This window comes from Cryobacterium sp. TMT1-2-2 (assembly GCF_004403505.1).
GTDB classification, from domain to species: Bacteria; Actinomycetota; Actinomycetes; order Actinomycetales; family Microbacteriaceae; genus Cryobacterium; species Cryobacterium flavum.
This window is the reverse complement of record NZ_SOGS01000024.1, coordinates 164,900-184,895: the sequence shown is the minus strand read 5'-3', so window position 1 is coordinate 184,895 and position 19,996 is coordinate 164,900. Positions and strand designations below refer to the sequence as shown.

The 19,996-nt window shown below is 64.7% G+C and carries 18 protein-coding genes and 1 tRNA gene; 11 read left to right on the top strand and 8 right to left on the bottom strand.

Annotated elements, in window-relative coordinates:
- Positions 1-26 precede the first annotated feature (26 nt).
- On the bottom strand, positions 27-1,124 hold the full coding sequence (locus E3T35_RS14805) for an ABC transporter ATP-binding protein (protein WP_134379837.1): 1,098 nt from the start codon (positions 1,122-1,124) through the stop codon (positions 27-29).
- Between the two features lie 209 nt (positions 1,125-1,333).
- Between E3T35_RS14805 and E3T35_RS14800 the strand changes: the two genes are divergently transcribed.
- The 5 genes from E3T35_RS14800 (at position 1,334) to E3T35_RS14780 (ending at position 6,035) form a co-directional block, all read left to right on the top strand.
- The gene (locus E3T35_RS14800; protein ID WP_134379835.1) at positions 1,334-2,248 is read left to right on the top strand and encodes a thioredoxin domain-containing protein; all 915 of its coding nucleotides are present in this window, start codon (positions 1,334-1,336) and stop codon (positions 2,246-2,248) included.
- A gap of 92 nt (positions 2,249-2,340) precedes the next feature.
- Positions 2,341-2,416 (top strand) — tRNA-Thr (locus tag E3T35_RS14795).
- 154 nt (positions 2,417-2,570) lie between these two features.
- Positions 2,571-4,166, top strand: a complete 1,596-nt coding sequence (locus tag E3T35_RS14790) for an ABC-F family ATP-binding cassette domain-containing protein (protein ID WP_134379833.1) — start codon at positions 2,571-2,573, stop codon at positions 4,164-4,166.
- Positions 4,167-4,287: 121 nt separating this feature from the next.
- Positions 4,288-5,328 carry a DMT family transporter gene (locus E3T35_RS14785; RefSeq protein ID WP_241988873.1) on the top strand — a complete coding sequence of 347 codons (1,041 nt, stop codon included), beginning with the start codon at positions 4,288-4,290 and terminating at the stop codon, positions 5,326-5,328.
- Positions 5,328-6,035, top strand: a complete 708-nt coding sequence (locus E3T35_RS14780; RefSeq protein WP_241988880.1) for a type 1 glutamine amidotransferase — start codon at positions 5,328-5,330, stop codon at positions 6,033-6,035. The genes E3T35_RS14785 and E3T35_RS14780 overlap by 1 nt, the downstream gene beginning before the upstream one ends.
- 1 nt (position 6,036) lies before the next feature.
- Here E3T35_RS14780 and E3T35_RS14775 read toward each other — a convergent pair whose 3' ends face one another.
- Both E3T35_RS14775 and msrB read right to left on the bottom strand, forming a co-directional pair.
- A complete protein-coding gene (locus tag E3T35_RS14775) occupies positions 6,037-6,609 on the bottom strand; it encodes a nitroreductase family protein (RefSeq protein ID WP_134379829.1) in 573 nt (190 codons plus the stop codon).
- Positions 6,610-6,613: 4 nt separating this feature from the next.
- Positions 6,614-7,015 carry a peptide-methionine (R)-S-oxide reductase MsrB gene (msrB, locus tag E3T35_RS14770; protein WP_104089140.1) on the bottom strand — a complete coding sequence of 134 codons (402 nt, stop codon included), beginning with the start codon at positions 7,013-7,015 and terminating at the stop codon, positions 6,614-6,616.
- A 228-nt stretch (positions 7,016-7,243) separates the two neighbouring features.
- Between msrB and E3T35_RS14765 the strand changes: the two genes are divergently transcribed.
- The 6 genes from E3T35_RS14765 to E3T35_RS14740 all read left to right on the top strand — a co-directional run bounded on the left by E3T35_RS14765 (position 7,244) and on the right by E3T35_RS14740 (position 12,114).
- Complete coding sequence (locus E3T35_RS14765; RefSeq protein WP_134379827.1) at positions 7,244-7,561, top strand: DUF3263 domain-containing protein; 318 nt, start codon at positions 7,244-7,246, stop codon at positions 7,559-7,561.
- An 82-nt stretch (positions 7,562-7,643) separates the two neighbouring features.
- The gene (locus E3T35_RS14760) at positions 7,644-8,207 is read left to right on the top strand and encodes a LytR C-terminal domain-containing protein (protein ID WP_134343813.1); all 564 of its coding nucleotides are present in this window, start codon (positions 7,644-7,646) and stop codon (positions 8,205-8,207) included.
- A gap of 282 nt (positions 8,208-8,489) precedes the next feature.
- Positions 8,490-8,693 (top strand): cold-shock protein, encoded by a 204-nt coding sequence (locus tag E3T35_RS14755; protein WP_035834941.1) that lies wholly within the window; start codon positions 8,490-8,492, stop codon positions 8,691-8,693.
- A gap of 71 nt (positions 8,694-8,764) precedes the next feature.
- Positions 8,765-9,820 carry a DUF3048 domain-containing protein gene (locus tag E3T35_RS14750; RefSeq protein WP_134379825.1) on the top strand — a complete coding sequence of 352 codons (1,056 nt, stop codon included), beginning with the start codon at positions 8,765-8,767 and terminating at the stop codon, positions 9,818-9,820.
- A 141-nt stretch (positions 9,821-9,961) separates the two neighbouring features.
- Positions 9,962-11,590: a chaperonin GroEL gene (groL, locus tag E3T35_RS14745; protein WP_092341848.1), complete on the top strand. Its 1,629-nt coding sequence runs from the start codon at positions 9,962-9,964 to the stop codon at positions 11,588-11,590.
- Between the two features lie 170 nt (positions 11,591-11,760).
- The gene (locus E3T35_RS14740) at positions 11,761-12,114 is read left to right on the top strand and encodes an FtsX-like permease family protein (RefSeq protein ID WP_134343811.1); all 354 of its coding nucleotides are present in this window, start codon (positions 11,761-11,763) and stop codon (positions 12,112-12,114) included.
- A gap of 206 nt (positions 12,115-12,320) precedes the next feature.
- Here the strand turns inward: E3T35_RS14740 and E3T35_RS14735 are convergent, their stop codons facing one another.
- The 5 genes from E3T35_RS14735 to E3T35_RS14715 form a co-directional block, all read right to left on the bottom strand.
- Positions 12,321-13,901 carry a GMC family oxidoreductase gene (locus tag E3T35_RS14735; RefSeq protein ID WP_241987585.1) on the bottom strand — a complete coding sequence of 527 codons (1,581 nt, stop codon included), beginning with the start codon at positions 13,899-13,901 and terminating at the stop codon, positions 12,321-12,323.
- 50 nt (positions 13,902-13,951) lie between these two features.
- Positions 13,952-15,439 (bottom strand): aldehyde dehydrogenase family protein, encoded by a 1,488-nt coding sequence (locus E3T35_RS14730; protein ID WP_134379823.1) that lies wholly within the window; start codon positions 15,437-15,439, stop codon positions 13,952-13,954.
- Complete coding sequence (betT, locus tag E3T35_RS14725) at positions 15,436-17,568, bottom strand: choline BCCT transporter BetT (RefSeq protein WP_134343808.1); 2,133 nt, start codon at positions 17,566-17,568, stop codon at positions 15,436-15,438. Before betT ends, E3T35_RS14730 begins: the two co-directional genes overlap by 4 nt.
- A 268-nt stretch (positions 17,569-17,836) precedes the next feature.
- Entirely contained in the window at positions 17,837-18,127 is a 291-nt protein-coding gene (locus tag E3T35_RS14720) for a WXG100 family type VII secretion target (protein WP_105035001.1), read from the bottom strand.
- Between the two features lie 124 nt (positions 18,128-18,251).
- Positions 18,252-19,973 (bottom strand): HAMP domain-containing sensor histidine kinase, encoded by a 1,722-nt coding sequence (locus E3T35_RS14715; RefSeq protein WP_134379821.1) that lies wholly within the window; start codon positions 19,971-19,973, stop codon positions 18,252-18,254.
- Positions 19,974-19,996: the final 23 nt, after the last annotated feature.

Genomic DNA, 19,996 nt, shown 5'->3' with positions numbered 1-19,996 from the left:
CAAGCCCCTCCCGCCGTTCATGGAGACTAGTCGGTGACGGCGCCGCCGAGGCGCAGGCCGCTTTCCGCGTCGAACACGTGCAGGTGGTTCGGGGTAGCCGTGAGGTACACCGTCTCGCCGGCGTTCGGGTGCGAGCGGCCGTCGACGCGAGCGACGATGTCGGTGCGCTTGCCCTCGATGGTGGAGTGGCCGTAGAGGTAGCCGTCGGCGCCGAGTTCTTCAACCAGGTCGACCTCGATCTGCAGGCCGTCGCCAGCGGTGGACGACATCTGGATGTCCTCCGGGCGAATTCCCACGGTGACCTTCTTGCCGGTCGAGCTGGCGAGCGTCTCGCGCTGCACCGGAACGGTCGCGGTGCCGAACTTGATGCCGCCATCGACGGTGTCGGCGAGGAACAGGTTCATCGCGGGGCTGCCGATGAAGCCGGCCACGAACACGTTCTGCGGCTTGGCGTACAGGTCGCGGGGCGAACCGACCTGCTGCAGGATGCCGTCCTTCAGTACCGCAATCCGGTCACCCATGGTCAGGGCCTCGGTCTGGTCGTGGGTCACGTAGACGGTCGTGACGCCGAGGCGGCGCTGCAGTGACGCGATCTGCGTACGCGTCTGCACGCGCAGCTTGGCGTCAAGGTTGGAGAGCGGCTCGTCCATCAGGAACACCTGAGGCTGACGAACGATCGCGCGGCCCATGGCAACGCGCTGGCGCTGGCCACCAGAAAGTGCCTTCGGCTTGCGGCTGAGGTAGGGCTCGAGGTCGAGCAGCTTGGCGGCTTCGAGCACGCGGGCGGCGCGCTCGTCCTTGTTGATGCCGGCGATCTTGAGCGCGAAGCCCATGTTCTCGGCGACGGTCATGTGCGGGTACAGCGCGTAGTTCTGAAAGACCATGGCGATGTCGCGGTCTTTCGGCGGGACATCCGTCACGTTGCGGTCACCGATGAAAATGTTGCCATCGTTGACCTCTTCGAGGCCGGCGAGCATTCGCAGTGAAGTGGACTTGCCGCAGCCGGACGGGCCGACCAAAACCAGGAATTCGCCATCGGCGACCTGCAGGTCGAGCTGGTCAACAGCCGGCCTCGTGGAACCAGGGTAGAGCCGGGTTGCCTTGTCAAAGGTCACTGAAGCCATGATTATTACTCCTTCACCGGCAGGAACGTGCCGGACGATCCGTTGTGAATAGGATTTGTGCGCCGCGCGCCAAAGCGCGCGACATTTCCATTATTACACGACGGATGCCCCGGCGCCGGTCCGCCCCCGTTTGGTCGTTTCCCAGTCAGGGGATCTAATATTCCAGAGGTGCCTCCACGTGCGCCCCTACTTCTCGAAAGCGAATTTTTATGACTATTGGCGGACCAAGCGACAGCAGTCCCTCAAAAAACCGGCGGCGTGACGCCGCCCGGGTCAAGGCGAAGCAGCTTCGAGTCAGCCAAAAGAAGAAGGACCGCCGCAACAAACTGTTCTTGCAGGGCGGCATCGCTATCGCCGCCGTTGCCATCGTCGTTCTGGTCTCCGTCATAATCGTGAATTCGATCAAACCGGCCGGTCCGGGTCCGAAAAACATGGCCAGCGACGGCGCGCTCATCGGCGAGGGCATGGTCACTACGCTCACGCCCGCGCTGCAGCCCGACGCGAACCTGCGGGCATCCGAACCGGATACCTCCGGCGCCGTCGCCAACATTCGCATCTATGTCGACTACCTCTGCCCGCTCTGTGGCGACTTCGAAGACGCCAACAACGAACAGATCGCCAGCTGGGTCGATTCCGGAGCTGCGACCGTTGAAATTCACCCGGTGGCCATTCTCACGAGCAAGTCCGCCGGCACCAAGTACTCCCTGCGGGCGGCGAACGCTGCAGCCTGCGTCGCCAACTACTCGCCAGATGATTTCTTCGCCTTCAGCTCGGCCCTGTTCGTTGACCAGCCGGAAGAGACGTCGCCCGGCCGCAGCAACGACGAGATCAAGGCCGTCGTGAAGGATTCCGGCGTGAGCACGGCGGTCTCCAACATCAACTCCTGCATCGATGACGGCACCTATGAATCGTGGGTCAAGGCGGCAACCAATCGCGCGCTCGACGGCCCCATACCCAATTCCTCGATCAAGGCGATCACGAGCGCCCCCACCGTGCTTGTCAATGGCAAGCCGTACACCGGGTCGATCGAAGACCCGAAGGAGTTCGCGTCCTTCGTGCAGGTGGCCCTCGGTGAGACGTACTCCACCTCGACGCCGACGCCCGAACCGACACCCGGCGGGTAGTTACCAGCGGATGCCCCACGCGCATCCGCTTGGCTGTTGCCCGTGGCGGCCCCGAAATCATTTAGGATGGTCTTTCGAGGCTTTGGCCTCATGCCGGCCTGGCGCAATTGGTAGCGCACCACTCTTGTAAAGTGGGGGTTACGGGTTCAAGTCCCGTGGCCGGCCCCAAAAACCCCTACTCCCAACTGGGAAGTAGGGGTTTTTGTCTGCCGGTTCGACGCTTTCTCCCGAGGGCCGCACACGGCCTCCACGTACACTGATGGCTGGGGTTTTAAGAGCGGATGCCCGCCCCCGCGCACCCGCGCCCCGAAAGGAAATACGCATGAGCCTGATCCGGCTGAACGACGTCAGCATCCGCTTTGAGAACACGCAGATTCTGCGCGAAGCGTTCTTTCGCCTCGAACCCGGTGACCGGGTCGGCCTGATCGGCAAGAACGGCTCCGGCAAGTCCACCATTCTCAAGCTGATTCTCGACCAGGTCTCGCCCGATACCGGCGAGGTGACGCTCGAGGACGGCATCCGGGTCGGCTACTTCTCGCAGTTCTCCGAGCTCAACGGCGCGCAGACCATCACCGAGGTGCTCGACGAATTGTTTGTGGCGGTGAAGGCGGTCGAGGCTGAACTCGCCTCCATCGACGCGGCGATCGCCGTCGATTCCTCGGCCAGCTATGACCTCGACCGGCTGATCACCCGCCAGGGCGAACTTTTCGAAGAGATGGACCGCCTGGACGGCTGGGACTACAAGCGCCACATCGACACCGCCCTGACCACCCTCGGATTCGACGAGGCACACCGCGTCTGCTCGATCGACGAGCTCTCCGGCGGCTGGCGCAACCGGGCGGCCCTGGCCAAGATCGTGCTCGAGGCGCCCGACGTGCTGCTTCTCGACGAGCCTACCAACTACCTCGACGTGGCCGGCGTGGAGTGGCTCGAAGCCTGGTTCAAGAGCTTCAAGGGTGCCGCCATCGTGGTCTCGCACGACCGCAAATTTCTGGACGCCGTCGTCACCCGCATCATCGAGGTCGAGAACTATCACCTGCACGAGTATCCAGGCAACTTCGGCGAGTACATTGTGCAGAAGCAGTTTCGGCTGAAGACCCTCGAGGCCCAGTTCGTGCACGAATCCGAGCTGCTCGCTTTTGAAGCCGAGGGAATCGCGGACCGGCGCGAAGCAGCCAAAGCCGAGAGCCGTCAGCTCGGCAACCAGCTCGCCCACATCAAGAAGTCGCGCACGCCGCGCCCGGTCGACCAGATCATCACTGAGATCTACGGCAACCTGCACGTCAAGGACGTGCTCTGCCGGGTCGACGGTCTCGCCAAGAGCTATGGCGACAAAGTGTTGTTCGAGAACCTCAGCTTCGAAGTGCGTCGCGGTAACCGCATCGTCGTGCTCGGCAGCAACGGCAGCGGCAAAACCACCCTGCTGCGCGTGCTCACCGGCGAAGAGACGGCCGACCGGGGTGACGTCGCCTGGGCCAGCGGCGCCGGCGTCGTCTCCTACAACCAGATTCTCGACGAACTCGACCCGAGCGACACGGTCAGTCACGCCGTGAATGCCATGCCCGGCAGCCTCGCGTTGACCGCAACGAAGAAGTCCGTCAACCGCTTTCTGACCATGTTCCAGTTCAGCGAGGCCGACCTCAAGCAGAAGATCGGTGCCCTCTCCGGCGGGCAGCGCGCGCGAGTAGCGATGGCCCAGTGCCTGCTCTCCGGAGCGTCGGTGTTGCTGCTTGACGAACCGACCAACCACCTCGACATGTCGAGCACCCAGGTGATGGAACGCGCGCTCGTGCACTTTCCCGGTGCCGTTGTGGTGGTCAGCCACGACCGGTTCTTCACGGACAAGATCGCCAACCGCCGCCTCGTTTTCGGCAGCGACGGAGCCGCTCCCGGCGAGATCGAGGTCCGCGCAGCCTGACCCGCGCTGTCTACACTTTCCGGGTCCGGGCCCGGAAACTGAGCCCACGATAGATCATGGGCCCGGTGTCCGAAGGTGGGCCCGGCGGCACTCAGCGCCCAGCACCTCGTAGTATTACCAGGTGACCCCGGCCCGCGCGCAGACCCGAACGGATTCCTCGGTCGCGCCAGCATCCGCTGTGCCGGTCTGGCTGGCCCTGGTTTTCTCGGTGCTGATCGGGGCGCTGTACGCGGTGCAATCGCGGGTGAACGGCGAACTCGGGCACCAGATCGGCGACGGATTCACCGCAGCCGTCATCTCCTTCGGCTCTGGCCTGGTCATTCTGAGCCTCGGCCTCGTCGTGTTTCGTAGCGGGCGCCGCGGCCTGCAACTGGTCGCCCGCGGTGTGAAAACGAAGCACCTCTCCTGGTGGCATCTGCTCGGCGGCCTGGCCGGCGCACTGTTCGTGCTGTCCCAGGGCCTCGTCGCCGCGCCGCTCGGCATCGCCCTGTTCACGGTGGCCGTCGTGGCCGGCCAGACCGTGAGCGGCGTGCTCATGGACCGTTTCGGCATCGGCCCCGGTGGGCGTCGAACCCTGCACGCGTCCAAAATCGTCGGTGCCGGGCTCGCCCTGGTGGCTGTCGCGTTCACGGTGAGCGGCGAACTGCACGGCAGCGGCGCGCTCTGGTTGCTCGCACTGCCGCTGATCGCTGGCATCGGGCAGGGCTGGCAGCAAGCTGTGAACGGTCAGGTGCGGGTCATCGCGCAAAGCGCCCTCACAGCGACCTTTCTGAATTTTCTCAGTGGCACCATTGCGCTCGTGCTCGCCGCGCTCGTGCACGGCCTGCTGGTCGGCTTCGCGCTCGACCTGCCGAGCAACCCGTGGCTCTATACCGGCGGACTGATCGGCTGCATCTTCATCGCCGGGGCCGCGCTCGTCGTGCGTACCACCGGCGTGCTCATGCTGGGACTCTGCATCGTCGCCGGGCAGCTGCTCTGCGCCCTCGCACTGGATCTGCTGGCGCCGTCGGCGGGGCATCCGCTTGGCCTGACGACCATTGCCGGCACGGCTCTCGCCCTGGTGGCCGTCGTTATCGCCGCGGTGCGCTGGCGCCGCCCCGACCACGCACGGGGCACGGCGCGAACACCGGGCCATTCTGACGAACCAAGCGAACGGCTGTGATGGTGAAACGAATTTTAGTGGTCGAACACGAGGCTAATGCTGGTGTGGGGCTGGTCGGGGAGCGAATCCTCGCGGCCGGCATCGACCTGGTTCGGGTCGGCCCGGATGCCGGGACACCGATCCCCGGTCGTGCCGACGGCTTCGATGGTGTCGTCGTACTCGGCGGAACGACCGGGCCGACGGACGACGAACGAGCAGCCTGGCTGCCCCGGGTTCGTGAACTCATCGCCGACTGTCTCCAGAGAGAGGTCCCGCTCCTCGGGATCTGCCTGGGAGCCCAGATGCTCGCCGTCGTAGCCGGTGGAACGGTCGGACGGGTGCGGCGCGGCGCCGAGATCGGTCTCAGCGGTCTCGAGCTGACCGACAGCGCCGCCGCGGATCCTCTGCTCCATGACCTGCCGTCGCCGCTCCGGGCGCTGCAGTGGCATTCGCTCGAAGTACACGACCTGCCGGCGAACTCCGTATCGCTATGCACCAGCGATCGCTGCCCCAACCAGGCTTTTCGTGTCGGCCCCGCGGCCTGGGGGCTGCAATTCCACCTGGAGGCTTCGGCGGCGACCGCCGAAGCATGGGCTGAAAGTGACAGCGACGATTTGCGTGCCGCCGGCTACCTGCCGGAACACGTCATCGACCCCATGCGCGAGAACGAAGACGACCTTCGGCGGGTCTGGTCAGAAGTCGCCGATCGATGGATAGGCCTGGTCTGACTCACAGAACCCCGAGAAACTCCTCGGGGTCGATCGACAGCCGCACGCCCGGCTTCGAATCCTCAGGAATGCCGCCGACATAGAGCCAGCCGAGCAGCTCCTCGTTGTCGCCGAGGCCGTGCAAGACCCGCACCGGGCCGGTGCGCACGAGTGGGCCGGTGCGCCACATCGCGCACCACCCCGCGTCATCGAGAAGCAGCGACAGCAGGTGCGCGACCCCCGCCGCCGCAGCATCCTGTTCCCAGTCGGTCACCTTAAAACTGGCCCGACGCGACGCGACGACCGCGATCAACAGGGGCGCCCGCAGCGGCTTAGCCGCCAGCTTGAGCGCATCACTACCCTCACAAGCGGATGCCGCCACAAACGACGCCCCCAACCGCTCGCGGGCGTCGCCGCGCAGCTCCAACAGCCGCCACGGACGCAGCGCGCCGTGATCGGCCACCCGCGCCGCCGCGGCAACGAGGGGCAGCAGCTCGGCTCGGGTCGGTGCCGAGGCGCTCACTTTTGAGTAGCTGCGCCGATGATTGACGGCCCGAAAGACAACCGAGGTGGCAGCATCTGTTGTCGACAGCACCGCTCTACTCAGCGGGCGTGAAGTTGAGCGAGATCGAGTTCATGCAGTACCGGTCGCCGGTCGGCGTGCCGAATCCGTCGGGAAAAACGTGTCCCAGGTGTGAGCCGCAGTTCGCGCAGCGCACCTCGGTGCGCACGCTGCCCAGGGAACGGTCTTCGAGCAATTCGACCGCTTCGGGCCGTACCGACTCGTAGAAGCTCGGCCAGCCGCAGCCGGAGTCAAACTTGGTGCCGCTCTTGAACAGCTCGGCGTTACACGCACCGCAGGTGTAGGTGCCGGAGCGCTCTTCGTCGAGCAGTTCGCCGGTTCCGGGGCGTTCGGTTCCGGCTTCACGCAAAACCTTGAACTTCTCCGGGCCCAGCTCGGAGCGCCACTCGTCGTTTGACTTCTTGATTGTGTAGTCCATGGTGGATGTCCCTTCGATCTGGCCGTCCGCACCCGGACAACCTCTACCCAGCCTAAACTCGTGCAGCGACACGCGCATTCCTGGCCGATAGATTTCGCAGCGTTTGCACGGCGACCTGTCGTTCGACTGGGCCGTTCCGGGCGTGCCGGAGGCAACATTCAGCCGCCCGCAAATAGGATGAGCCCGTCGGATAACCCGTCGAAACTGCCCCGGGGGAGAGATAGATCAATGATTGAGAGCACACCGGCCCCCACGCAGCGCACCACTCTGCCCGCCGGCAGCGCCCCGATTTCGACCCAGCTCAGCGAGCGCGACGAAGCCGTGCTCGCCTTTGAACGGCAATGGTGGCGGCACGTCGGCGCCAAAGAAGAGGCCATCCGCGCCACATTCGGCCTCTCGGCCGCCCGGTACTATCAGCTATTAGGGGCACTGGTCGATTCACCGTTGGCGCTGGCCTTCGACCCGATGCTTGTGAACCGACTGCAGCGGATGCGTTCCGCACGATCCGAGGCGCGCGCCAGTCGTTCGCTGCCCACCCACGACTAGTACCTGACCGCTTTCCGCCAGAACCGGGCCGTTACACATCGCTCGATTCCGGCCTGGCTGGCCAACCAAGGATTCAATCACCATGGCGCGAAAATTTGCGAAAGACCGTTTCGACACCCACACGCATGCCCTCGACCGGGTGGGTGCTCACCGTGCTCCCGGCAAGAAGGGCCGCGGCTGGATCGGGTTCTGGTGGGCGCTCGGCGTCACCGTGCTGTTGATCGCGGTTGGCGTGGTCGGAATCTTCGCGATCAACAATCGCCTCGACTTCTCCAATATCCCGGGGCTGTCCTCGGCCAGCTCGACCCCGATCCCCACTGAGACCGTCATTCCAACGGCTGAAGCCACCGTCGACCCGGCGCTGACCGTGAATGTGCTGAACGGCTCCGCGGCGAACGGTGTCGCAGCATCCGTCAGCGACACGCTCACCGCCGCCGGCTGGGTGGTCAGTGGCACCGGCAACGCGAGCACAGACACCGAACCGACCACCGTCATCTACTACGCCGATGCCAGCCTGGAAGGCGCCGCCCGCGGCATCGCAGCCTCACTGCCCGGCTCGACGATCGTCGTTTCGTCCAATTTTGTTGACACAGGTGCCAGCCTGACCGTCGTCGTCGGCAACGACTACGTCATTCCTGCGGGCTGATCGTAACTCGAAACTGCCGACGTACTGGGCATTACCTGATTCGTCAAGCCCCTTTTCTTCTGCGGCCACTTCAGTATTATCTGGTTTTGGTCAAACATTTTGTTCGGGCAATACCCGCCCGGATCAAGAACGCTCGCCCAAGGTAACTTGCACCAGTAGGTAACTTGCAACAGAAGACTTGCTCTCGGGGATTTGCTGCTCGTTCAAAATGAACGCAGTCTCTGCGGCAGGGCCCGGAACAGCCAATGGGCCGTGCCGTCGAATTTGAGCAAGGAGTAACACATGGCGAACGGAACCGTTAAATGGTTCAACGCTGAAAAGGGTTTCGGCTTCATCACTGTCGATGGGGGAGGGCAGGACGTGTTCGTTCACTACTCCGCCATTGACATGAGCGGGTACAAAGTGCTCGAAGAAGGCCAGCAGGTCGTCTTTGAGGTCGGTGCCGGAGCGAAAGGCCCCCAGGCTGAATCGGTTCGACCGGCCTGACCCACCCCCTAAACGGGGTCTGTCCCCCACCTAACGCCGCCCGCTGCAACGGGCGGCGTTAGTGTTTACCGGTGACCAAGAAAAAGACAGCCCGCACCATTCGACCGCTGAAGACCGCGGGTCTGCTCGCTCTGATCGTTCCAGCATTGCTGCTGAGCGGATGCACCGGCAGTAGCGCGACGCCGACCGAGACGCAGACGGCCGAAGCGTGGACGTCGAACTATGTCGCCCCCGCCGCTACGGAAATCGCCCCGCTCAGCGGCCTGACCGTTGCGGTCGGGTCGTCGGCACATCCCTCCCTCGCGGCCAAGATCGACAACCACGTGGCCGCCCGCCCGCAGGTCGTGATCGACCGTACCGACCTGATGTTCGAAGAGCTGGTCGAGGGTGGCATCACCCGATACGTCGCCGTGTGGCAGTCCAGCATTCCCGACCAGGTCGGCCCGGTGCGCTCGATCCGCCCGATGGACCCCGACATCATTGCGCCGTTCGGCGGCCTCGTAGCGTTTTCGGGCGGGCAGCAACGATTCGTCGACGCGATGAACGCGACCGGTCAAATCAGTGCCATCTTCGACTACGACACGACCGGGCTATTTTCTCGTTCCAAGGCTACAGCGGCCCCGCACAACGTTATCCTCGCGGCTTCCGAATTCGTCAACCGAAACGCGACCGTCGCACCGCCCACCCAGCAGTATGCCTATGCGCCCGCGCTCGCCGGGGCATCCGCTGTCGTGGACGGCACCCCGATCTCGGTGATCAACACCCGATTCTCCAACTCCAGTGCCCGCAGCTGGACCTGGAACGCCGAAGCCGCCGCATACCTGCGCGCGCAGGACGGCGCGCCCGATCTGACTCCGGAAGGCGCGCAACTGAAGGCAACGAACGTCGTCGTGGTGCGGGTGAACGTGACCGTCGACCAGAGCATCCCCAAGACCGAGCTGATCGCGTCGGGGGAAGCGTCGATCTCCAGCGGCGGAAAGACCATCGCGGCCACCTGGAGCAAGGACTCCCAGAGCAAGCCGATCCGCCTCGTCGATGCCAATGGAGTGACAATTCGGCTGGCACCGGGCAATACCTGGTTTCAGCTCGTACCCAACGGCACCGGCTCGGTCGACCTCGTTCCCTGAGGGTCTGCAGATAGCCCGGCGTCACCCCCGATGCTCGCTTGCACTCTCGACCCCAGAGTGCCAGAATCGTTTTAGCACTCTCGTCATCTGAGTGCTAACCCCATCATCGTTTGGAACGTCCGGGAGGGACGAGTTACACATATGGCAAAAATCATTGCATTCAATGAAGAGGCCCGTCGTGGGCTTGAGCGCGGCCTGAACATTCTGGCCGACACCGTCAAGGTCACCCTCGGCCCGCGCGGACGCAACGTCGTTCTGGAGAAGAAGTGGGGCGCCCCCACGATCACCAACGACGGCGTGTCCATCGCCAAGGAGATCGAGCTCGACGACCCGTACGAGAAGATCGGTGCGGAGCTCGTCAAAGAGGTCGCCAAGAAGACGGATGACGTAGCCGGCGACGGCACGACCACCGCAACCGTTCTCGCCCAGGCCCTGGTTCGCGAAGGCCTGCGCAACGTCGCTGCCGGCGCCGACCCGATCAGCCTGAAGCGCGGCATCGAGAAGGCTACGGCCGCTGTCATCGCCGAGCTCGTCGCCAGCGCCAAGGAAATCGAAACCAAGGAAGAGATCGCCGCAACCGCGTCCATCTCCGCCGGAGACACCGAAATCGGCGCGATCATCGCCGAGGCCATCGACAAGGTCGGCAAGGAAGGTGTTGTCACCGTCGAGGAGTCGAACACCTTCGGCACCGAGCTCGAGCTCACCGAGGGCATGCGCTTCGACAAGGGCTTCCTGTCGGCGTACTTCGTCACCGACCCCGACCGTCAGGAAGCGGTCTTCGAAGACCCCTACATCCTGATCGTCAACTCCAAGGTCTCCAACATCAAGGACCTGCTCCCCATCGTGGACAAGGTCATCCAGACCGGCAAGCAGCTCCTCATCATTGCGGAAGACGTCGACGGTGAGGCCCTGGCCACGCTCGTTGTGAACAAGATCCGTGGCATCTTCAAGTCCGTCGCCGTCAAGGCTCCGGGCTTCGGCGACCGTCGCAAGGCTCAGCTGCAGGACATCGCCATCCTCACCGGTGGACAGGTCATCTCGGAAGAGGTCGGCCTCAAGCTTGAGAACGTCACCCTCGACCTGCTTGGTAGCGCCCGCAAGGTCGTCATCACCAAGGACGAGACCACGATCGTTGAGGGTGCCGGCGACGTCGAAGCCATCGCCGGTCGCGTCTCGCAGATCCGTGCCGAGATCGAGAACACCGACAGCGACTACGACCGCGAGAAGCTCCAGGAGCGCCTCGCCAAGCTTGCTGGCGGCGTTGCTGTCATCAAGGCTGGAGCCGCAACGGAGGTTGAGCTCAAGGAGCGCAAGCACCGCATCGAAGATGCGGTGCGTAACGCCAAGGCTGCCGTTGAAGAGGGTATCGTTGCCGGTGGTGGCGTTGCACTGATTCAGGCCGGCAAGACCGCATTCGAGGGCAAGGCAATCCTTGACCTCGTTGGTGACGAGGCGACCGGCGCGAACATCGTGCGCGTTGCCATTGACGCCCCGCTCAAGCAGATCGCACTCAACGCCGGCATGGAGCCGGGAGTTGTCGCCGACAAGGTGCGCAACCTGCCCGTCGGATGGGGCCTCAACGCCGCCACCGGCGAGTACGTCGACATGATCGCTGCCGGAATCAATGACCCGGTGAAGGTCACCCGCTCCGCGCTGCTGAACGCATCGTCGATCGCCGGACTGTTCCTCACCACCGAGGCCGTCGTCGCCGACAAGCCCGAGAAGAACTCGGCTCCGGCCGGCGACCCCTCGGGTGGCATGGACTTCTAAGTCCCGCCAGCGGTACACGAAAGTGGGCGTCTTCTTCGGGAGGCGCCCATTTTTTGTGCGTTCCGCGTCGAGCCATGAGTTCGGTCCACCCGACAGAGTCATCCTTGCGAGGTAGCGCGTAGCGACTCTGGACGGACGACCGCGCGGTAGTGACCCAGCAGGCTGGAGATATGAAAATGATCCAGCTCCTCCCCGTTCTCGTCGCCGCAGCGGAACTGGGCCTGCTGCGCGCGCTCGGGTTCACAGCGCGTCAGATCCGTCGAATGATTCTCATCGAGAGCGCGCAACTCAGCGCCGCGGCGGTGGTCGTCGGCCTTGTGCTCGGTACGTTCTACGGCTGGGCCGGGGCGCAGTCGCTCATCGGCGGTATCCAGGGCTCACCGGGCATCGTGGTGCCGACGGTGCCGCTCGTGCTGCTCGCGGTTATCGTTGTCGCGGCGGTTGCCCTCACCGCGGTGGCGTCGCTGGCGCCCTCCCGCCGGGCGACCCGCATCACCCCGGTCGCGGCCCTCGCGACCGAGTAGGCGTAGCTGGCCGAGCAGGTGTGGCGCCACCCGAAGGGTCGCCGGCCGGAGCAGAGTTCTTCTCGGGCTTGTCGGCAACGACGGCCTCGGTGGCATGGACTTCTGAGTCCAGCTATTACGACAGAAAGTGGGCGTCTCCTTCGGGAGGCGCCCACTTTTCCGTCCCGCGTTCCGCAGGCGGCCAGACCCGCGCGGCGGGCTGTAACTCAGTGGATGCTGCGGCTCGCCTTCACGAGTTCGGCGCACCGCTCGCCGATCATCATGGTGGTGATGTTCGGGTTGACGGTGACGAGCTCGGGCATCACCGAGGCGTCGGCGACGCGCAGGCCCGTGACGCCCTTAACCCGCAGCTCCGGGTCGAGCGGCGAGAACGCATCGTCGACCGCGCCCATACGCACGGTTCCGGCCGGGTGGTAGACCGTGTTGTGGGTTTTCTCGATGTAGTCGGTGATCTGGGCATCCGTTTGTACGTCGACGCCCGGGTACAGTTCGACGCCAGCCCAATCGGCCATGGCCGGCTGGGCGACGATCTCGCGCGCCTTGCGAATACCGGCGACCATGACGCGCATGTCGTGCGGGTCGGTGAAGTAGCGAGGGTCGACCTTCGGCTTGTCGCGGTAGTCGCTCGAGCGCAGCGTCACCGTACCACGCGACCGGGCATGCGTCACGTTCGGCGTCAGGCAGAAGCCGTTCTCCGTGGTCGGGTACCCCTGGCGGGCGGTGTGCATGTCGAACGGCACCGAACCGTAGTGGAACATGAGGTCGGGGCGGTCGAGACCCTCCTCGGTTGTGGTGAAGATGCCGGCCTCCCACCACTGGGTGGACGTATCGGTCATCGGCTGCTTCGACTCCCACTGAATCACGCCTTCGGGGTGATCCTGCAGGTTCTCTCCAACGCCGGGGGAGTCCGCGAGCACCTCGATGCCGAAGGAGGCCAGCTGCGCGGCTGGGCCGATGCCGGAGAGCATCAGCAGCTTGGGAGAGTCGATGGCGCCGGCCGAGAGGATGACCTCGGCGCAGACAGAGAGACGGTGCGTCTTGCCGAAAGCGGCGTCGACGACGTCCACGCCGATGCAGCGCTTATTCGCGTCGAACACGAGCTTGCGCGCGCGCAGGTCGGTGAGCAGGGTGAAGTTCTCGCGCTGCATGATCGGGTGGATATAGGAGACCGACGACGACGCGCGCGTGCCGTCCGCTTGCCGATTGATCTGAAAGAAATTCGCGCCATTGACCACGGTCGTGCCGGAGTTGAACGTCGTGCGCGGAATACCGGCCTGCTCGCAGGCGTCGAGCAGGGCGACGCCGCACAGATCGTTGGCGGGCACGTTCATCAGGTGCACGGGACCGTCGTGCCCGTGATGGGACGCCTGGTCTTCGTTGGTTTCGAGCTTGGTGAACAGGGGGAAGGTGTTCGCGGCCTCCCAGCCGGTCGCGCCGTGCTTGCCGGCCCAATCGTCGAGGTCTTCCGCCGGCGCCCAGAAGGCGATGCAGGAATTGTGACTCGAACAGCCGCCCATCACCTTGGCGCGGGCGTGCCGCATAAAAGAGTTTCCGTGTTCCTGCGGCTCGATCGGGTAGTCCCAGTCGTAGCCGCTCTCGAGCAGTTCCATCCAGCGGTCGAGTCGCAGAATGGCGTCGATGCCGCGGTCGTCTGGCCCGGCCTCCACGAGGGCGACCTGAACGGCGGGGTCTTCCGAGAGTCGCGCGGCGACGGCGGCTCCCGCCGACCCGCCCCCGATGACGATGTAGTCGAATTCGGTGGGCGTAGCGGGTATTGCAGTGGTCAATTGATTCCTCATCTGGTCGATCTACTCACGCGATAAGCGGATGCCCGCAGCTACCGCTGCTGAAACCAGCCGGTCACGGCCGGGGCCGTGTTCTGGTAGATATGCTTGGTTTCCTGGTATTCGCCGAGGCCCATCGGGCCGAGCTCGCGGCCGGACCCCGACTGGCCGTAGCCGCCCCACTCGGCCTGCGGCAGGTAGGGGTGAAAGTCATTGATCCAGACGGTGCCGTGGCGCAGGGCCTTGGCTATGCGTTGGGCCTTGCCGGCGTCCTGGGTCCAGACCGCTCCGGCCAGGCCGTAGACGGTGTCGTTCGCGATCCGCACGGCATCGGCTTCGGTCTCGAAGGTCTCGATGGTCACGACCGGGCCGAACGCTTCGTCGATCACGACGGACATTCCGCTCGATACTTGGTCGAGGATGGTGGGCGTGTAGTAAAACCCTTCGGTCAGGTCGCCCTCGCCCCAGGTTCCGCCCGATCGGAGGCGGGCTCCCTCGGTCAGACCCTTGGCTACGTAGGCGGTGACCTTGTCGCGGTGGGCGGCGCTGATCAGCGGTCCGGTCTCGGCGTTCGGGTCGAATGGCCCGCCGAGACGAATCTGATTGGCCCGGCGCACCAGCTCGTCGACAAACTTCTCCGCAATGGATACCTCCACCACGATGCGCGCGCCGGCGGAGCATACCTGGCCCGAATGCACGAACGCGCCGTTGAGAGCGTTGTCGACCGCGGCATCGAAGTCGGCGTCGGCGAAGATCACGTTCGGGTTCTTGCCGCCGAGTTCGAGGGCGACCTTTTTGACGGTTCCGGCAGCTGCGGCGGCGATCTTCTTGCCGGTTTCGAGGCCTCCGGTGAACGAGACGAGATCGACGTCGGGATGGCTGGCCAGCGGGGCTCCGGCCACAGGGCCCGCGCCGAGAACGAGGTTGGCGACGCCCGCGGGCAGGCCGAGGTGGTCGAGCAGCTCCATCATGAGCATGCTGGTGTGCGGGGTGAGCTCGCTCGGCTTGAGCACGAAGGTGTTGCCCGCCGCGAGGGCCGGGGCGATCTTCCACGCAGCCTGTAGCAGGGGGTAGTTCCACGGCGCGATCAGGCCGCAGACTCCGACGGGTTCGTGCACGATGCGGCTGATGACGCGCTCGTCGCCGGCATCGACCATGCGGCCGCTGTCCTGTCCGGCGAGCTTGCCGAAGTAGGTGAAGCAGTTGGCGATGTCGTCCATGTCGATTTCACTCTCGACCAAACGTTTGCCGGTGTCGAGGGTCTCGGCGCGGGCGAATTCAGCCCGGCGCACGCGCAATTCAGCGGCCACCCGCAGCAGAAAGTCGCCGCGGGTGGGCGCCGGCACTGTGCTCCAGATTCCGCTGTCGAAAGCGGTGCGGGCGGCGCGGATCGCGGCGTGGACATCCGTTGTGGTGGCCTCGCTGACGGTACCGACCAATGTTTGATCGGCCGGGCAACGGATCTCTCTGCTGCCGGCGTCGCTTGCGGGTACCCAGGCCCCGCTGATGAACAGTGTGGCCGGTGCGGTGGTGGTGCTCATTGTTTGACCTCGTCCGATTCGAAATCGGCTTCCCAGTTGTCTTTGGCCACCTGGTCCTCGGCGAGGGCGGTGTTTCCCGGTTCGGCACGGTTCAGGTGCAGAAAGTCGAGGTGTGTTTCGTAGTGATCGAGCACGTCGGTGATGACCTGCTCCTTGCTGTAGCCCATGAGGTCGTAGCCATGGCTGCCCTCGAGGGAAAAGACCTCCATGCGGTAGTACTTGCCGCTCGCGCTGGCTGCGCGCACCGCATAGGTGGGGGTATCGAATTGAACGGGGTAGATCTGGTACTTGAAACCGCGCTCGTCGCCCATCGAGACGTTCAGGTCGAGATGCGGAATCTGCAGTCCGTCGACGATTCCCTGCGACAGGGTGACTTCCGCGCCCTGCTGGAGCAGCTCATCGTGCACCTCCTGCAAGGCGGGCAGTGCCACGCTCGAAACGAAACGTTCCGCCTGGCGCGGGCCGGGGTAACTCATCGCCCGGGTGAGGCGCTGACGCCAGTTGCGGGCGCGGGCCGGGTCGGTGCTGCGGCCCGACAGCAGGCTGGGCAGGCTGGCCCGAAAACTGTCGGTGAGCGATTGTTCTACCCGTAGTGCCTTGTAGAGCCCGAGCATGACGAGCAGCAGTACGGCCGAGAACGGCAGCCCCATGATGATCGTGGCATTCTGCAACGTCGGGATACCGCCGACCAGCAACATCGCCATGGTCAGCACGCCCGTGGTCACCGCCCAGAAGATGCGCAGCCACTTGGGCCCGTCAGACTCAGAGTCCTTGAGGTGTGAGGTGAAATTCGCCATGACGAGGGCGCCGGAGTCGGCGCTCGTGACGTAGAACAGCAGTCCGGTGAAGGTGGCGATCGCAGCGGTGGCCGGGGCGAACGGAAACTCGGCCAGCAGGGAATAAAATGCTCGCTCCGGGGAATTCATTGCGACCTCGCCGAAGCCGGCGTCGCCGCCGATCACGATTGCGAGAGCACTGTTCCCGAAGACTGCGATCCAGATGAGGATGAAAGCAAATGGCACGATCATGGTGCCGGCGACGAACTCGCGAATGGTACGGCCGCGGCTAATGCGGGCCAGGAACAGGCCGACGAACGGAGCCCAGGCGATCCACCAGGCCCAGAAGAACAGGGTCCACCAGTTCAGCCATTCGTCGGGACGGTCGTAGGCGAAGGTGTCGAGCGTCATCGCCGGGAAACGGCTGAGCGTGTCACCGATGTTGAGCACGATGGCGTCGAGGAGAAAGCTCGTGTTGCCGGCGATGAGCACGAACAGCATGAGCCCGACGCTGAGCAATACATTTAGTTCGGACAACCGTCGAATGCCCTTTTCGACCCCGGACACGACGGAAATCGTGGCCATCACCACGCTGAGAGCGATGAGCGAACCCTGCACCAGAAGGGTCTCCGGCGTTCCGAACATGAAGGTTAGGCCGTAGTTGAGCTGGGCGACGCCGATGCCGAGGCTCGTGGCGATGCCGAAGATAGTGCCGAGAATTGCGGCGATGTCGACCACGTCGCCGATCGGTCCGTGAATTCTCTTACCGAAGATGGGATACAACGCCGAACGGATGCTCAGCGGCAGGTTCTGCCGGTAGGCGAAGTAGCCGAGGGCCAGGCCCATGAGTGCGTAGAGCGCCCAGCCGGTGATGCCGTAGTGGAACAGCGTCCAGACCATGGCCTGGCGGGCGGCCTCAACCGAGCTGCCGTCGCCGGTGGGCGGAGCGAGATATTGGGTGACTGGCTCGGAGACCGAGAAGAACATCAGGTCGATTCCGATGCCGGCGGCGAACAACATGGCCGTCCAGGTGAACAGGCTGAACTGCGGACGCGAGTGGTCTGGTCCGAGGCGGGTCTTACCGACGCGGGACAGGGCGACGACGATCACGAACACGAGGACGACCGTGACGATGAGAAAGTAGTACCAGCCGAGGTTGACGGAAACCCAACCAACGACGGCGGCGATGACGTCACTGGCGTTGGTGGGGGCCAGGATCGCCCACAGCGCTATCGCGATGATGCCGGAGGCGGAACCGAAGAAGACTGTTTTATTGACCCGGGTCTTGTTCTCCGGGGGGCCGGCGGCGGGACTCTCCGGGGGAAGAGCGGGAGTGTGGGCAGAGAGAGTCATCTCATCCTTGGTGCTCGGTGTGATGTCTCGATGGCGCCAGTGCCCGATATGCGCACTGGCAATCCGAGTGGCCGCGGTGGCGGCGTGGTGCGCGTCTGTCAGTCTAGCAAGGCAAGATCCGCGTCTTTCCGGGCCTCTTCGGGGTTCAGGGTGTTATCCCGCGCGGGATATCACAGATTCCTGGTTGTGAGTTTCTACCGCCGAGGTGTGAGATTCACGCCGCTTTTCGCGAAAATTGGCCCAAGGCTCACACCTCGGTGCAGCGCACCTACCGTGCGAACAGTCGGGTGTTGGCCTGCTCGGTCTCGGCGTACTGCTGCCCGGCCACGCTCAGCGCCTGGTTGAGCACGGTCAGGCTTTCCTCCAGCTGCTGGTGCATGCCGCGCCACTCGGCGAATGCGCCCTGAAAGGCGGCGGAGGCCTGGCCGGTCCAGAACCCTTCGAGACTGGTCAGCTGAGCGTTGAGATCGCCCACATCGGCCTGCACTCGCGCGATGGTGCCGCGGGCGGTGCTCGCGGTGCTCTGCACCGCATCGCTGTCGACCTGAAAGCTCGTCATGGTGTGCCCTTCTCCTACATAACAGTGGTTGGTGACTGTGAGAGTAGAAGAGGAGCGGCAGCATCCGCTTGTCAGGCGCAGATCTGTGAGCGGATGTCGCCACCCGTACCCTGGGGAGGAGCCCCTACGGGATGACGGGCTGTGCGTGCTGCGGGGCGCTCGGCGTTCCGGCGAGGGGCAGCGAGACACGGAAGGTGGCGCCGCCGCCGGGAGTGTCGACGACGTCGACGGTGCCGTTGTGGCTCGCGACGATCGCGGCGACGATGGCGAGTCCGAGGCCGCTGCCGCCGGTTTCGCGAGCGCGAGACGAGTCGGCGCGCCAGAATCGCTGGAAGATCTTCTCCCGAATCTGCGGCGGAATTCCCTCGCCGTGGTCGATCACGGCGATGGAAGCTCGCTGGGCGTGCGGGTCGACCATCACCTCGAGCTCGATCGGGCTGTCCGAGGCGGTGAAGCGCATCGCATTGCCCATCAGGTTGGTGATGACTTGCCGAATCTTGTTCTCTTCGGCCATGACGATCGGCGGCAGTTGCGGCTCCACCGGCAGTACAGTCAGGTCAGCCTCGGGCAGAACGACGGTTCCTCGACGCGGTTTGCGGGTGCGCAGCCGGGCCAGGGTGGCGCCGGCGAAGGCGATGGCTCCGGTCGGCGTGCCGGTTCCGGACGGCCGGGTGATGGCGCCGGTGGTGACGCTCTCCGACGAGTCGTTTTCGAACGGCACAATTTCGCCGGAGTCGCCGTCAACGTGCCCGTCGAGCGGCCCGACAACAGCCGGGGGAGCGAGTACGGTAACCTGGCGGCCCGGGGAACTCGCCATGGCATCGAGGGCGGCGTCACGGGCCAGGGGAACGAGGTCGACCGGGGTCAGCGCGAGCGGCTTGGTCTCGTCGAGGCGAGCGAGTTCGAGCAGGTCCTCGACCAGGCCGCCCATGCGGATGGCCTCTTTCTCGATGCGTTCCATGGCCTGAGCAACATCTTCGGGGGTTTGCAGCGCGCCCATGCGGTACAGCTCGGCGTAACCGCGCACCGAGACGAGGGGGGTGCGCAGCTCGTGGCTGGCATCGCCGACGAAGCGGCGCATCTGGTCGATGGTGCGGGCTCGGTCTTTGAAGGCGCGGTCGATGCGGCTGAGCATGATGTTGAGCGAGCGGTTGAGGCGACCGACCTCGGTGTTTGGGGTGGCGCCGCCGAGCCGCTGGCTGAAGTCGCCGTCGGCGATGGCCGCGGCGGTCTGTTCCGCCTCACGCAACGGCACGAAGGTGGTCGTGACGAGCACCCGGGTGAGCATGGCACCAATCAACACGACCCCGGCGCCGAAACCCAGAAAGATCGTGAGATAGGTGGCCATGGTGTTCTCGGTCGGCCGCAGCGAAACGGCCATGACGAGGGTGCCGTAGGTGCCGGTGGGGCTGATCACCACGGGCACCATGATGGCGTGAAACTCGGTGTCGTGGGCAGCGTCCCAGAGTGTCTGAATCTGCCCGTCGAGCTGCGATACCCGCTTCAGGTCGAGCGGCATACCCACCACAGGCAGCTCAGCGTGGTCGCGTTCCTGCCAGGTGCGGGTGATCAGGGCGCCGTCCTGGTCATACAGGGCCACGAAGTAGTCCGACGCGACGCCCTTGGTGTCACCCTGCGAGAACACGCTCGACGAGTAGCCGCTGAGCGCGGTCTGCGTGTCGACCTGCAGCTGCGTGTCGACCTGGGTCACCACATACTGCTTGAGCATGGCCATGGTGCCGATGCCCGAAACGAGCAGGCCGAGCGTGAGCATCAGCACCGTGACACCGGTGATCTTGGAACGGAGGGAGATGCTGCTCCACCGCCTGGAGAGGGTTTCGTGCATAAGTGTGGATTTAGTCTACGAAA

Bases quoted from the DNA above. Each gene is read 5' to 3' on its own strand.
- E3T35_RS14805 (WP_134379837.1), bottom strand. From the start codon at position 1,124: ATGGCTTCAGTGACCTTTGACAAGGCAACCCGGCTCTACCCTGGTTCC.
- E3T35_RS14800 (WP_134379835.1), top strand. From the start codon at position 1,334: ATGACTATTGGCGGACCAAGCGACAGCAGTCCCTCAAAAAACCGGCGG.
- E3T35_RS14790 (WP_134379833.1), top strand. From the start codon at position 2,571: ATGAGCCTGATCCGGCTGAACGACGTCAGCATCCGCTTTGAGAACACG.
- E3T35_RS14780 (WP_241988880.1), top strand. From the start codon at position 5,328: ATGGTGAAACGAATTTTAGTGGTCGAACACGAGGCTAATGCTGGTGTG.
- msrB (WP_104089140.1), bottom strand. From the start codon at position 7,015: ATGGACTACACAATCAAGAAGTCAAACGACGAGTGGCGCTCCGAGCTG.
- E3T35_RS14765 (WP_134379827.1), top strand. From the start codon at position 7,244: ATGATTGAGAGCACACCGGCCCCCACGCAGCGCACCACTCTGCCCGCC.
- E3T35_RS14760 (WP_134343813.1), top strand. From the start codon at position 7,644: ATGGCGCGAAAATTTGCGAAAGACCGTTTCGACACCCACACGCATGCC.
- E3T35_RS14755 (WP_035834941.1), top strand. From the start codon at position 8,490: ATGGCGAACGGAACCGTTAAATGGTTCAACGCTGAAAAGGGTTTCGGC.
- groL (WP_092341848.1), top strand. From the start codon at position 9,962: ATGGCAAAAATCATTGCATTCAATGAAGAGGCCCGTCGTGGGCTTGAG.
- E3T35_RS14740 (WP_134343811.1), top strand. From the start codon at position 11,761: ATGAAAATGATCCAGCTCCTCCCCGTTCTCGTCGCCGCAGCGGAACTG.
- E3T35_RS14730 (WP_134379823.1), bottom strand. From the start codon at position 15,439: ATGAGCACCACCACCGCACCGGCCACACTGTTCATCAGCGGGGCCTGG.
- betT (WP_134343808.1), bottom strand. From the start codon at position 17,568: ATGACTCTCTCTGCCCACACTCCCGCTCTTCCCCCGGAGAGTCCCGCC.
- E3T35_RS14720 (WP_105035001.1), bottom strand. From the start codon at position 18,127: ATGACGAGCTTTCAGGTCGACAGCGATGCGGTGCAGAGCACCGCGAGC.
- E3T35_RS14715 (WP_134379821.1), bottom strand. From the start codon at position 19,973: ATGCACGAAACCCTCTCCAGGCGGTGGAGCAGCATCTCCCTCCGTTCC.